Consider the following 13,901-nt stretch of genomic DNA (forward strand, 5'->3'; position numbering starts at 1 on the left):
TGCTTTTAGCTCAACGATTAGATAACGAATGCGCTAGTGATGATAACAAGAAGGATAAAAAGCACGAGAATTGCAGCTGACGAAGTTCCTACTCCTGACATGGACATTCCCCCCTTTCGTGATGAATGTTATAAGATAAGATATGTAAGTCGGGGCATAAGTGTATAGACGAATATCCTGATTACTCATATTTTGGTCGATAATGGGCATGCTACAGAAGAATGACACAAGATCTGTAGAGGAGGCGACGAAGTCGTGGCCGATATTATGCTAAGACCCGACCTGAAAACAGCAGGCGGCGAAGTCTGCGATATTATGTACAATGGGGAGTTTGTCGGTACGTTAACGCTAGTCTACAGGGAATCGGATCGTCTCAAAGGCGCGATTCATCTGGAGCAACAATCCATCACGATTGTGAATAAGCAAGCGGTCTATGATTTTGCTCAGTCCTATATCCAGGATGTGATTGATGCGCTTGGAATCGCTCAGTGTGAAGTTACGGTTAGTTATAGTGATTATGATTTCGTCATTGTGACGGATCATGCTGTTGAGCCGATAACGTATCAAGAGGATTATATATCGAGTGTAGATCTCTTACATGATGATGGGTTAGATTATTCTTGGCTAAGGGAAGATATTAGCTTGGATGATCAGGAATCGGAAATGTCTTCGGAACAGTTGGATATGCTCGAAGAACGGAAGAAAGAACAGGGATATGAGCTTGTTATTGTGAATGAAAACAGGAGCAGTGTCGAATATCACGTGTACGATAAGGACGCGGAGTTAATCGCGGAAGCCATCCTGCATATATATGGATCCGAAGTGATCGGGGATATTACATGGAAATTCGATCCATTTGATGAAGAGATGGATATTGTCACTGAACTTATGGTGGCAGATTTCAATGAAGAACAAACAGATTCGTTCGTGTTTCATATGATCTTTAATGGGGAGACCGTAGATACGGTGGAACTAACGCATATTGATATGTTGGATCTGGTGGATGACATTCAATTTGAAGATGAAATGTGGATACCGACGAGAGATGACTATTCCATCATTTTGGTTAGAGACGATTTGGATACGTTATCTTATGAGATTTATCAACAATCCTATGGTGGCTTACCGATCGGAACCGCTACGGTGGATATCAGCTCGCGGCAACTCACAGGGTTTATTGATTTCCGTGAGCCCGGTGATTCAGATGATCGAGAGTTGATAGCTACATTGTTGTTAGACGAGTTAGATAAAGAGAAGGAATACGAAACCTTCAATTTATCGATGCTCTATCGGAACAAGCTGATCGATGAAATTATGTTTGAAACCGAACAGTTCCACTAATCCAAGCACGCAAAAAAGGCATGATCTCTCACCCTAACATGAGAGGCATGCCTTTTATTACATGGACTGTTATTAGAAAGAGTTAGATACTGTGATTTGATCTAATGGAAGGCGACCACCCGCGCGTGCTGGCGTAGCTGCCAAACCAACGCTGATCAACATAACTGGTACATAACGAGCAGGAACGTTAAACGCTTCTACGAATTTACCAGCATCATAACCACCCATTGGGCAAGTGTCATAGCCAAGTGCTTTCGCTGCAAGCATCAAGTTCATTGCTGCCAAAGAGGCGTTACGAATCGCTTCATCGCGAGCAACTTGTGGATATTGGTACGCGCCTTCGATTTGTGCAACTAGCGTATCCATCACAGCTTGTGGAAGGAACCCGCCAGCAACTGCTGGACCGAAAACTGCTTGCGCATTTTTGTTAGCTTCAAGATCACCAAGAACGGCGATAACAACAGAGCTTTCAACGATTTGTTTTTGACCATAAGCGATTGGAAGCAATTTCTCTTTTTGTGCTTGGTCATCGATAACAAGAAGTTTCCAATGTTGCAGATTCCAAGCAGATGGTGCCAAGGAAGCGGAAGTTAGAATTTGTTCAAGATCTGCTTTAGGGATTGTGTGACCAGCTTGGTATTGTTTAACGGAATGACGGTCTTCAATTACTTTCAAAACTTCATTTTGTACTTGTGTGCTCATTACGGATCCCTCCAAGGATAAGAATTAGTTCTGTATATTGTTGTTCAACCTTCGAAAAGCATGCCTGTAAGTCGTTGGTAATCGATCGAAGAACTGTAAACAACTTTGTAACAATTTACTGTAATCATAAATGTTATAGTTGTGATTGTCAAGAGAGTCTTTCCCGTTGTCGTAAAATGTTGGATAATGGAAAAAGAAAGGGGTTGTTCCTCTTGAAATTAACGCAAAAAGAGTTGAATCACCTTATTTTTTTGAGCGAGGTCGTATTGACGGGGAAAAAGAAGAGCCTTATGGACGAAACCCTGCAATGCTTGCTCTATATTGTGAAATCTCTTGAAGAAGTGGAACTTCCAGATTCTGTTGCCCGCCAGATTGAGCAGCTGACTGCATTAATTGAAGCGGACTTGCGTGATGAGAATGTACGCATGCAAGAAATACGCGGACACTTAGATTGGATGCAAAAGAAGGAGCGAAATTCTTCCATGCCATCCTAGTAAGGTGACATTCTGTCTATTTATGATATAATATAGAGTACTGTTTTTTTTGAATATATGAGGTGATAAGTAATGAGCTATGAAATCCCAAGAAATGTGCAAGAGTTGGGGCGTGACATCCAAGAGAACCAATTGAAATATCACCATAAATCCGTTTTGATTTCCAAAGAATTTACGTTTGACAGTGCGCATCATCTGCATTGTTATGAGGGAAAATGTAAAAGTCTACATGGCCATACTTACAAACTGCAAGTGATTATGCGGGGAAAAGTGGATAGCCGAGGGATCGCAATTGATTTTGGAGATATCAAAAGAATTACGAAAGAACGTGTGATTGATCGCTTAGATCATCGCTATTTGAACGACGTATTGCCGCCGATGAACACGACGGCTGAGAATATGGTGGTTTGGATTTATGAAGAAATTCACCAAGCATTGCTTGATGAGAAGCTGTATCCAGCCATATCTTTGGACGAGATTCGCCTATGGGAAACGCCGACTAGCTATGCAGCCATCACTCGCTCGATGATGGAGGAGGATCTGTAATGCGAGATATCCGCATTCCCATGGTCGAGATCTTCGAGACGGTTGAAGGGGAGGGAACCCGTGCCGGGTTCCCAACCATCTTCGTCCGTCTTTTTGGTTGCAACCTGCGCTGCTCGTGGTGTGACACCACGTACAGCTACCCGCCGGCGGAAGCCGAGAACGTCATGACCATTGCTGAAATTATCAGCAAGGTTCAGACGTTCCGCTCCCGGCATATTTGCCTGACAGGCGGCGAGCCGCTCCTGTACGGCAACAAATCACTCGCGTTGATCGAGGCGCTCGCCGAACTGGAGCAGGTCGACGACCTGCACATCGAGACGAACGGTGCGATTGATCTAGTGCCATTCATCTCACAAGTCACATCACCGAAGGTTCGCTACGTGATGGACTTCAAGCTGCCGGATTCGGGTGAAATGGAACAGATGATTTACAGTAATTTCGAGTTGCTCCGTGAACAGGATGAGTTGAAGTTCGTCATCGGAAGCGATCTCGACTTCCGAACAGCAGTTCATGTACTTCAAGAGTATCCGACGAAGGCGCTGCCGATGTTCAGTCCCGTGTGGGAAACGATGCCGCCGCGCAAGCTGGTAGATCTGATGCTGGCCGAAGGATTATCGAAGGTGAAGCTGAACATGCAGTTGCATAAGATTATTTGGGATCCAGCGATGCGAGGCGTCTAGCCAGCAGGCATTGTACACCATGTGTACAGTGCCATTTTCTAATTATAAGAAAGAGGTGCTTAGGATGAGTGAAAACACAAAAAGAGCCGTTATTATTCTCAGCGGCGGTTTAGATAGTACGACATGTATGGGACTAGCGAAGGAAGCGGGCTATGACTTGTTTCCGATTTCTTTTGACTATGGACAGCGTCATAAGATTGAAATCGAGAATGCCAAGCAAGTTGCTGAGCATTATGGGGTTGCAGCGCGCCACAAAATCATCAAATTGGATTTCCTGCGTGATTTCGGTGGCAGTGCACTCACAGATGATTCGATAGATGTTCCGAATGTGATGGAGGGGGCAGAAGTTGAAGAAATCCCTGTAACTTATGTACCTGGGCGGAATCTTTTATTTCTTTCCATTGCAACCTCTTACGCAGAAGTAACTGGCTCTCAGGCGATTTACATCGGTGTGAATGCGCTAGATTACAGCGGTTATCCGGATTGTCGACCTGAATTCATCCACAAAGTAGAAGAGGTTATCGCACTAGCTACAAAAGTTGGAGTCGAAGGCAAGGGTATTACGATTGAAACACCTCTGATTTCCTGGACAAAAGCGAAGATCGTAGAAGAAGGATTGAAAATCGGTGTTCCTTATGAACTGACAACATCTTGCTACAATGGCAAAGCAGAAGCTTGTGGTGAATGCGATAGCTGTCGGTTACGCTTGAAAGGCTTTGAAGAAGCGGGTTCTAAGGATCCGATCGCTTATTTACCGTAGCTGCATGGTTGGAGAAAGGCGGTGCCTGCATGACTCGTATTATGGTTGTTGATGATGACGCTGATATCCGAGAGTTGATTCGCGTTTATTTGGCAGGGGAAGGCCTAACGGTTGTGCAAGCCAGCAATGGCCAAGAGGCACTAAGTCTTATGGAATCCGTTCCTGCTGACTTAGTCGTGCTGGATGTCATGATGCCCCTGATGGATGGCTGGGAGCTGTGCCGCGAATTGCGATCGCATTACCCGGAACTTCCGTTGTTGATGGTGACCGCGAAGAGTGAATCTGTTCATAAGGTGAAAGGCTTTCAGCTCGGCACCGACGATTATTTAGTAAAACCTTTTGATCCCGTAGAGTTAGTTATGAGAGTCAAGGCGTTATTAAAGCGATACCGGATTCATTCCTCTCAAGTCATTCTCATTGGTGGTATGACCATCGATCGTACAACATATGAAGTACGCTATCAAGATCAGCGGATTACGTTGCCATTGAAGGAATTTGAGCTTCTCTACAAGTTCGCAAGTCATGCGGGTCAAATCTTTACACGTACCCAGCTGATTGAGCAAATTTGGGGGATGGATTATGAAGGTGATGATCGAACGGTTGATGTTCATATCAAACGTTTGCGGGAACGCTTTGAGTCCTATTCGGATGGTTTCCAAATTACAACGATACGCGGATTAGGCTACAGGCTTGAGGTGAAGGTATGATCAAATCGCTATATTTGCGAGTGGTTTTAACCTTTCTGGCGATTGTAGTGGTCAGTGTGCTTGTCGCATTTCCTTTGGCCGAGTACTTTTTTACGAATATGATATCAACGCAATTTCAATCTGAGATGTTAGCCGTAGGAAATCAAATTGTCACGTTAAGCAATGAAGTGCAGCCGAAGAACCTATATTCTTTTGTAGCAGGAAGCAATCGACTGAATGAAAATTATTTGTTCACATTATTTGATTCCAGCGGCGTTTCATTAGGGCAGACTCCTGTGGATGTAAAAGGTAGGCCGCGCATACAATCGTCCGAAGTTGCTGACGTATTGAAGGGTCATATCTATAAAAGCCTGGATTTCAGTTCACCTTTATCCGGGATTAACAGCATTAAAGTCGGCGTGCCACTGATCGTTGGCGATCAGAGCTACGCGTTATTCATACATACGAACATCACAGATGCTGCACGCGGCCAACTCCAGACATTGATCGTATCAGTTCTCGGCATCGTCCTCAGTGTGGGGAGCATTCTTATTCTAATCGCTTCGCGATATTTAGTGAATCCTTTGAAGAAGCTGACCCTAGCAACAGAGAAGCTGGCTCGAGGTAATTTTAACGTCAATGTGAATGTGAGTAATAAGGACGAATTAGGCAAACTCGCAGAGAGCTTCAATCATATGGCTGGCGAGCTTAAGCAGTTGGAACAGATGCGTCAGGATTTCGTTTCAAATGTTTCACATGAGATTCAGTCTCCACTGACCTCGATTCGCGGCTTTTCCAAAGCGTTAAGGGAGTCGGATATCGCTGATAATGATCGGAACAAATACTTGGAGATCATAGAACGTGAGAGTGAACGTCTGTCTCGTCTAAGTGAGAATCTACTGAAGCTAGCTTCGCTGGAATCCGAGCATCATCCGTTTCATCCAACGATCTATGATTTGGACGAGCAGTTGCGTCGTATTGTTGTTTTCTATGAACCTCAATGGTCTTTGAAAGAGTTGGATCTGGATCTAGCCCTGCCTCGTGTGAAAATATTTGCAGATAGTGATCAATTAAGTCAAGTGTGGATAAATGTGATTGGTAATGCGATCAAATTCACAGCTACGGGTGGACATATTTATATTAAGCTTGTTCCACTGCGTGACCGGGTTCAAATATGGATTCAAGATAACGGGATCGGTATTCCAATCGATGAACAAGGTCGTATTTTTGACCGTTTCTATAAGGTGGATCAAGCCAGGCAGCGTGATAGTGGCAGTGGTCTTGGACTTGCTATTGTTAGGAAGATCATTGATATGCACGATGGATCGATTGAGGTGCAAAGTGAAGTAGGCAAAGGCACATTATTTCTTATTGTTTTACCAACAACGCACTCACCAACTAAAAAAAGTTGAACAAGAAACTTGGGATTGTTCACCAAGTTTTTTTGTTTTGTTCATATTGAGTTCATATTGAACCTGTATTCTTTATCTCACAATCATTAGTTGAGGGGAGTACAGGAATGAATCGACTCACACAGTTTTCGATGAAAAACGTTTCCGCGTTATTCATCATCATGATCATGCTTTTTGTAGGCGGCTTGTATTCAGCAACACAGCTCAAGGAAGAGAACATGCCGAACGTTTCCTTCCCAGTTGTGGCCGTTACAACGACCTACACGGGTGCGCCTAAAGACGTTATGGATGAAATTACAGTACCCATTGAGAAGAAGCTGGCGAATCTGGAAGATCTAGATTCCATGCAGTCCACTTCCAGTGATAATTTCTCCATGGTTATTATTTTGTTCAAACAAAATGTCGATATTGACAAAAAGAAGCAAGCTGTACAGGATGCCCTTTCCACGGTCTCCTTACCGGCTACGGCAGGTGCGCCTAAAGCATCTACCTTCGGTGCAGCATCCTTCCCATCCAATTATTTAGTCGCTTATGCGAACGAGGGAGTCAGCCAAACAGAGCTTGATAAAACGTTCAAAGATACGATTAAACCAGGTCTTGAAGGTATTAAAGGGATCGATCATATGGACATTATCGGGGCTAGAGACACCTCACTCGATATTGAGCTAGATGCAGCGGCCTTAGATGTCTACGGTTTATCCCCAGGCATGGTGAGCAATGCGATTAATACCGCGGCGACGAAAACACCGATCGGTTCTGTTGAAATCGATGGTAATAGTAAAATGACCCGAGTAACAGGCAACTTATCCAGTTTGTATGATCTGCAAAAAGTAGAGATTACGACGCCTAAAGGCGCGATTGTTACTTTGGATCAAGTCTCCAAAATAAAGGCCATTAGCGAATCCGACTTCAATGGACGTTTAGATGGCAAGCCAGCCATTGGGATGATTTTATACAAAGCTGGCAGTGCGAATGCCGTTGAATTCTCCGATGAAATTGAGAAGAACATTTCGGAGTGGAAAACAACGTTACCGAACATTACGTTCAAAAGTACTTTTGACAGTGCGGATCAAATCAAAGAATCGATCTCCGGACTTGTCCGTGAAGGGATTGTAGGCGCAGTTCTTGCCTCACTTATGATTCTTGTCTTCTTACGCAATGTACGAATGACGTTGATCGTACTCGTCTCGATTCCGCTTTCCATTTTGATCACATTATTATTAATGTCGCAGTTGAATCTCACGCTCAACACGATGACACTTGGTGGTATATTTATCGCGGTTGGACGGGTTGTCGATGACTCGATTGTTGTTATTGAAAACATTTATGCTTCCTTGGAAAAAGCGCAGGAACGGAAAGAATCCGTTATTGCTTTGGCAACGAAACAAGTTTCGATGGCGATTACATCGTCTACCTTGGCTACTGTAGGGGTATTTGCTCCACTTGCTTTGGTAACTGGGGTTGTAGGTGGTTTCTTCCGACCTTTCGCTTTGACGATTGCTTGTGCACTTCTTTCATCCTTAATCGTAGCTTTAACGGTTATTCCGATGCTTTCGAAATTACTTGTGCTGCGTAGTAAACCAGGTAAGGTACAGCATGATGAAACTAAGCCAACGAAGTTGACGATGTTTTATGAAAAAGCTCTCACGTGGAGCTTGAAAAATAAAATTAAAACGCTGTTAGTCGCTTTAGTCATGCTCATTGGGACGATGGCTGGAACGATTCCGTTCTTATCAGTTGCCTTCTTACCAGCATCAGGTGCATCGCATGTCATGTATTTCCAATTAAAATTGCCTTATTCAACGTCCTTTGATGCAACAGATAGCAAAACGAGAGAAATCGAAACGGTCTTGTTAGACCTGAAGGATTCAAAAGGCGAACCGGTATTTAAATTTGTTGAAGCACTTGTTGGTTACGCTGGTAATGATGATGAGCAAACCCCATATGCATCCCAAATTTTCCTTGAAGTGAATGACAAGGTGGATCCTGAACAAGTGAAGGATCAAACGACAGCTTATATTTTATCGGAGCTTCCGAATGGTTCTGAAGTTGAGCCTAAATCTATGGAAGGTGACTTCGGGGTATCAAGTACGGATTTCGCCTATACCCTCCAAGGTGACGATCAGCTTCAATTAGAGAAGGCAGCTAGAATGGTGAAAGAGAAATTAAATACGTTCCCTGAGCTTGCCGAAGTAGAAGACAATTTGAGTGATGCCAAAACAGAAATAGAAATTGCTGTTGATCAGAAGAAAGCTAGAGCCTTTGGTTTAAGTGCAGCATCCGTAAGAGATTCAGCACGTACATGGATTCAAAAGCAAAATCTAGGCGATATGAAATTCGATAATATTGTATATACAACAACGGTTTCATTAGAAAAAACAGACAAAGATTCCCTTGCTAAGTTGGGTAATATTCCGTTAACGGCTCAGAATGGCTCAACCATTCTACTGAAGGAAGTTGCTCAGATTAGTGAAACGAAAGGCGCTGCTTCCCTTGCAAGAGAGAATCAGGCGCAACTCGTGAAAGTTTCTGCCAAAATTAATTCAGACAATAAGACTGCAGTAAGTGCCAAGCTAAGTGCTGCTTTGAAAGAGCTAGAGCTTCCAGAGGGTGTTACACCGCAAATTACAGGCGTATCCGAAGATGTTAACGAAAGCTTTACACAGTTATTTGTGGCCATGGCTGCTGCGATCTTCGTCGTCTACTTGATCATGGTATTGGCGTTCGGGAATGCAAGTGCACCATTTGCGATTCTGTTCTCACTTCCTCTAGCTGTTATTGGAGGGCTCTTAGGACTCGTCATTGCTAGAGAACCATTAACCGTAACTTCCATGATCGGGTTCCTCATGTTGATTGGTATTGTCGTAACGAATGCGATCGTACTGATCGACCGTGCACAACAGTTGCGCGAAGAAGGTTATACCGTTCGTCATGCGCTTATTGAAGCAGGGAAAATCAGACTTCGTCCTATTATCATGACAGCCGGAGCAACCATTATGGCGTTAGTGCCACTCGCGCTCGGGATCTCTGCAGAAGGCGGATTGATCGGTAAAGGTCTTGGGGTTGTTGTTATTGGTGGATTGATTACTTCGACGCTCTTGACGCTAGTCGTTGTACCTATTGTTTACGAGTTGATCGAAAGTATGAAAAACCGCATTAGCAACATGTTTAATCGGAAAAAAGATAAAGAAAAAATGACAACGAGTTCGTTAGAAGTATAAGGAGGCACATCGATGATTAACGAAGGTTCACGAAGAGGGCATAGCAAATATCGCTGGATGGGGGTCATCACGCTGTTAACCGCTGCGACGGTGTTGGCAACAGCCTGCTCTGCACCAGGGGCTAAGGGTGCGGCAACCGTACAGTTAACGCCTAAAGCGGTCAAAACGGAAGCGATCAAGCTTCAGAAAATAAGTAATCCGATTGAACAGGTGGCAGATGTTGTGGCCGGAACAACACTCGATGTGATGGCGAAAGCAAATGGTGAAGTTACGGAAGTTCTGAAGAAACGAGGCGAATATGTGACGAAAGGTGATGTCCTTTTCGTTATTGATAATACAGATGCCATATCTGCTAAACGGAAGAGTGAGCTTCAAGTGAAGAGTGCACAGGATTCCTTGCAGCAAGCTCGAGATAATAAAGTGAATACACGGAAAGATTTGGCTGATAACCTAGCTCGTACACAAACGGCTTTGAATAACGCTCAGCAAGATTACAACAAAATCAGAAATGATTTTGAAGCAGGTAGTGCGGTTCAGCGCCAAGTAGATCAAGTTAAACAAGCCTTGGATAATGCTCAAATGAGCTTAGATGCTGCGCATAGTAAGCTATCCGCTTTCGATAATACGGATTCTATCTCCAGCATTGAAACTCAAGCAGAATCCGCGCGTCTAACATTAGAGGATGCTACTCGCTCTTTGGATAATTTCGAAGTGAAAGCTCCAGGCAGCGGTATTCTGACAGATTTCAATGTCGTGGTTGGTCAAACAGCATCTGCAGCAGCAGGCAAGGTTGGTCAAGTTCAGCAGATCGATCCTATCAAAATCAAAACTGAGCTAGCTGAAACGAACTACCAACTTGTGAAAAACAAGAAGGAGCTCGTGTACTATAACCCGAATACGCCTGATAAAAAAGGGACCGCTAAGATTAGCTACTTGGCGCCAATCATGAGTGCTGCTTCCAAAACTTATACGCTGGAATTGGATATTCCGAATCCAGATCGTACGATTCAACCTGGTGGACGCTATCTGGTCCAATTGACAACAGAGACGGAAGAGAACGTTGCTGTCGTGCCTACACTTAGTATCATTCGTGAAGAATCCGATACCTTCGTGTTCGTTCAACAAGGTGACCAATACTCGAAACGGAAAGTGAAGCTTGGACGCATTAACGGCGAATTCCAAGAAGTGCTGGAAGGCGTGAAGGAAGGCGAACAACTGGTCATCACTGGACAGAACACATTGAAAGACGGTCAAAAGGTGACAAGCCCTGCAGCATCCGCACAACCAACTGCATCACCAGCTGCCAAATAGCATCATTGAAATTCATATTAAGGGAGACGTTATAGATGAAAAAAAGACCATGGAAATCCAGTCTAACAGCCATTATGCTGGGAGCAATGATCGTTCAAGGAGGTACCGCAGCGTGGGCTGCGGAGCCTTCCACGCCAACTGTTGTCGCACCAACTGTGAATTATGGTTTAACGAGTGATATTCGCGCTGCTATCAAAAGTGTAGGTGAAACACCAACAGCGACGGGCTCACAGCTTGCTGTGACAGTTCGCTTGTACAATGGCGGCACAACGCAAAATCGCGTACCGGAGCATGAGCTTCGCTTGCAAACATCGAGCGGGATTTCTTACACGCTGAAACCAAGTGCAAGTAATAAAGCTTCCCTGCAACCGAAAGAAATTGCAGAGCTTGTTTATTTCGCAGCGATTGATTCGAAGGAAATCGGCAAGATTGAAAGCCTTTCGTTCGTGAATGTCGACTTGTATGCTTATCCAAAGGTAGAGACTACACTGCTTTCAATGCCAACTAATCAAGTCTGGTATGGCGGTACAGGCAGTGCAGCACTGGAAAGCATCGCTAGTACAGAGTGGGGACAAGAATTCACGATTTCTGGTGTGAATTCAGGACTTACGTATAAGACGGTGGAATCTTCCCTACAGAACACAGCAACTGGTCGTGTAGCCGTTGTGACTGTCCTTGTAAGCAATCCGGGAGCAGGTCGTGAAACGGTACCCGCATTCCGTATAGATGCTCAATCAGAGTCGAAGAATTATGAGGGAAAACGTACAGAAGTGGCTCCAGTTGTCTTGGCAGCAGGAGAAACGACGTATATTCACTACGCGATCCCCGTTGAAAGCGGTGTGACGTTAACGAATGTAGTCGTGCTATCGACAGATACGTTTGTCCCGAAAGACGGTGGACAGCCTTCGGAATTGGCAACAGCTAAGTTGGCTATCAACTGGCCAGTAGATGGGGCTAATGCAACAGCAGCCGCGTATACGATCGGTAAACCGATCACTTTCAATGCACAAGCCAAAGTGATTGATAAGTCGACGGAAGTATCCTTAATGGAGCTGCATTTGCATGAGAATCCAGGTGAGGGCTATAAGACAGCCGTAGCGAAGTTCAAATTAACCAACACAAGCACAACGCCAGTAGCAACACCAGCATTCTTGACGGAGCTAACAAGTAAGCTAGGTGCCTCCTACCAAGGTGTTCGTCAAACGAATGTAACGACGATGCTGAATCCTGGATTGAGCTATGTGGTCAGTTATTCTTATATTGTTCCACAATCCGAAGATAGTGAAAGCTTTGCTTTGAAAATATTAGATGCACAGGCTGCAGCTCCATATACGACGACGATTGCTGCGTTGCAAACGGATGTACAGAAGGAAGAAGCGGATGCACCACTTTCCTTGTATCCGTTTGATTTGAAAATAAACGATATCTCAACTAGCATGCAAACGACTGCACAGTTGACCTACACGTATAAATTAAGAATGGATTTAAGCATAACACAACAAGAGAATGTCGTTGTCGACAACAACTTCTCCAAATTAAGATTTGAAATTATTGATCCAGCAGGACGTCTCGTTGGTGCTAAGGATGCTTCTTTTGCAGGTCCTAACAAATTAGTGAGTGGTGTTCAAATGATGGATGTATCAAATTTCTCAACAGATCAATTCACCTATCCGTTTACGATTCATGTATACGAGATCATTGAAACGCAGAACGGTACAGCGAAACGATTACTTAAAATTATTAAATAAGTCGTATTTAATAAGGGCGTCTCTCAAGTAGAAATCATTCTACAAGAGAGATTGCCCTTTTTTTACAAGTAAGACTTTTAATTGTGTACCCTAGCTTTCACAGATTTCGCATAATCCGATGGTGACATCCCGACGGTTTTCTTAAAATCTCTAGAAAAATAATGAATGCTTGTGTAACCAAGCAAGCTCGCAATTTCTGTTATGTTATAAGGTCCTTCGCGCATATAGGTTTTGGCTTGCTCGATTTTGAGGGATTTGAAGGCTTCCATAATCCCCATTCCCTTCTGGGATTGAAAGAGTTCCTTCATACGACTTTTGCCCAAGTGAAAGGTTTGGCAGAGGTCATCAAGGGTAAAGGAATCTGCCAGATGATCGCTCAAATAGGTCATAATCTGACCGACTAGCCCAATCTCAGCTTTCTCCTTTTGCAACGAGGACTGTTTCAACTTCTGAGCTTCCTGAACGTTTCCCCGTGCTTCTTGTTTACGGATAAGGGTGATAAGGAGAATTTCTAAATAAGCCTTGATGAGCTGCTCACTAGCAAACGATGCCTCTTCGTTTCTTTCTAACAAATGAACGGAAGGAGAATCGAAGGGAGGGAGGAACGCATGAAATCCCTCTTGCGTGATGATTGAAAGCATATTGCGTTCGCGATCGCCTAACGATACGACTTTATTAGCTAGCTGAGACATAGCCTCAGAATGGCAGACGAAGGCGATCACGATGAGATTCGGCGGCTTATGCGCATGTCTGACATGAACGGTATGGAACTCCTCCGGCTTGTGGAAAATCATATTCCCCTGCTGGAGGGTATGGATGACATCGTCGGCACGAACCTCGACTTCCCCCTTGTCCACGTAGAGAATTTCCCAGAAGTCATGCTGCTCACCGTCGAATACAAAGCCTTTGGCATATTCAAAATAGTGAAAGGAAATGAGCGCTTCGATCGAAAGTGATTCCTGTAAATAAATCCTTGGGAAATCCATGGTGTCCGTCCTCT

13 protein-coding genes are annotated in these 13,901 nt (G+C 44.1%); 10 read left to right on the top strand and 3 right to left on the bottom strand.

Features of this window, described 5'->3' with window-relative positions; translation table 11 throughout:
• Nucleotides 1–17: 17 nt before the first annotated feature.
• Entirely contained in the window at nt 18–101 is an 84-nt protein-coding gene (locus GC096_RS25350; protein ID WP_171634330.1) for a YjcZ family sporulation protein, read from the bottom strand.
• 154 nt (nt 102–255) lie between these two features.
• On the opposite strand from GC096_RS25350, the gene GC096_RS25355 reads away from it, so the two are divergent.
• Nucleotides 256–1,341 (top strand): hypothetical protein, encoded by a 1,086-nt coding sequence (locus GC096_RS25355; RefSeq protein ID WP_171634057.1) that lies wholly within the window; start codon nt 256–258, stop codon nt 1,339–1,341.
• Nucleotides 1,342–1,413: 72 nt separating this feature from the next.
• Here the strand turns inward: GC096_RS25355 and GC096_RS25360 are convergent, their stop codons facing one another.
• Nucleotides 1,414–2,043, bottom strand: a complete 630-nt coding sequence (locus GC096_RS25360) for a nitroreductase family protein (RefSeq protein ID WP_171634058.1) — start codon at nt 2,041–2,043, stop codon at nt 1,414–1,416.
• Between the two features lie 212 nt (nt 2,044–2,255).
• Here GC096_RS25360 and GC096_RS25365 point away from each other — a divergent pair, with 212 nt between their 5' ends.
• From GC096_RS25365 to GC096_RS25405, 9 genes are all read left to right on the top strand, one after another.
• Nucleotides 2,256–2,537, top strand: coding sequence for a hypothetical protein (locus GC096_RS25365; RefSeq protein WP_171634059.1), 282 nt, complete (start codon nt 2,256–2,258; stop codon nt 2,535–2,537).
• Between the two features lie 72 nt (nt 2,538–2,609).
• Nucleotides 2,610–3,083: a 6-carboxytetrahydropterin synthase QueD gene (gene queD / locus GC096_RS25370; protein WP_056616183.1), complete on the top strand. Its 474-nt coding sequence runs from the start codon at nt 2,610–2,612 to the stop codon at nt 3,081–3,083.
• Nucleotides 3,083–3,763 carry a 7-carboxy-7-deazaguanine synthase QueE gene (locus GC096_RS25375; protein WP_171634060.1) on the top strand — a complete coding sequence of 227 codons (681 nt, stop codon included), beginning with the start codon at nt 3,083–3,085 and terminating at the stop codon, nt 3,761–3,763. Before queD ends, GC096_RS25375 begins: the two co-directional genes overlap by 1 nt.
• A gap of 64 nt (nt 3,764–3,827) precedes the next feature.
• Entirely contained in the window at nt 3,828–4,523 is a 696-nt protein-coding gene (gene queC / locus GC096_RS25380) for a 7-cyano-7-deazaguanine synthase QueC (protein WP_171634061.1), read from the top strand.
• A gap of 29 nt (nt 4,524–4,552) precedes the next feature.
• A complete protein-coding gene (locus tag GC096_RS25385) occupies nt 4,553–5,230 on the top strand; it encodes a response regulator transcription factor (RefSeq protein ID WP_171634062.1) in 678 nt (225 codons plus the stop codon).
• Entirely contained in the window at nt 5,227–6,621 is a 1,395-nt protein-coding gene (locus GC096_RS25390) for a sensor histidine kinase (protein WP_171634063.1), read from the top strand. Before GC096_RS25385 ends, GC096_RS25390 begins: the two co-directional genes overlap by 4 nt.
• A 107-nt stretch (nt 6,622–6,728) precedes the next feature.
• Nucleotides 6,729–9,842, top strand: a complete 3,114-nt coding sequence (locus GC096_RS25395; protein WP_171634064.1) for an efflux RND transporter permease subunit — start codon at nt 6,729–6,731, stop codon at nt 9,840–9,842.
• A 12-nt stretch (nt 9,843–9,854) separates the two neighbouring features.
• Nucleotides 9,855–11,153 (top strand): efflux RND transporter periplasmic adaptor subunit, encoded by a 1,299-nt coding sequence (locus tag GC096_RS25400; protein WP_171634065.1) that lies wholly within the window; start codon nt 9,855–9,857, stop codon nt 11,151–11,153.
• Between the two features lie 35 nt (nt 11,154–11,188).
• Nucleotides 11,189–12,901 carry a hypothetical protein gene (locus GC096_RS25405; RefSeq protein ID WP_171634066.1) on the top strand — a complete coding sequence of 571 codons (1,713 nt, stop codon included), beginning with the start codon at nt 11,189–11,191 and terminating at the stop codon, nt 12,899–12,901.
• Between the two features lie 77 nt (nt 12,902–12,978).
• Here GC096_RS25405 and GC096_RS25410 read toward each other — a convergent pair whose 3' ends face one another.
• The gene (locus GC096_RS25410; RefSeq protein ID WP_171634067.1) at nt 12,979–13,887 is read right to left on the bottom strand and encodes an AraC family transcriptional regulator; all 909 of its coding nucleotides are present in this window, start codon (nt 13,885–13,887) and stop codon (nt 12,979–12,981) included.
• Nucleotides 13,888–13,901: the final 14 nt, after the last annotated feature.

Source organism: Paenibacillus plantarum, from assembly GCF_013141695.1.
Classification (GTDB): domain Bacteria; phylum Bacillota; class Bacilli; order Paenibacillales; family NBRC-103111; genus Paenibacillus_E; species Paenibacillus_E plantarum.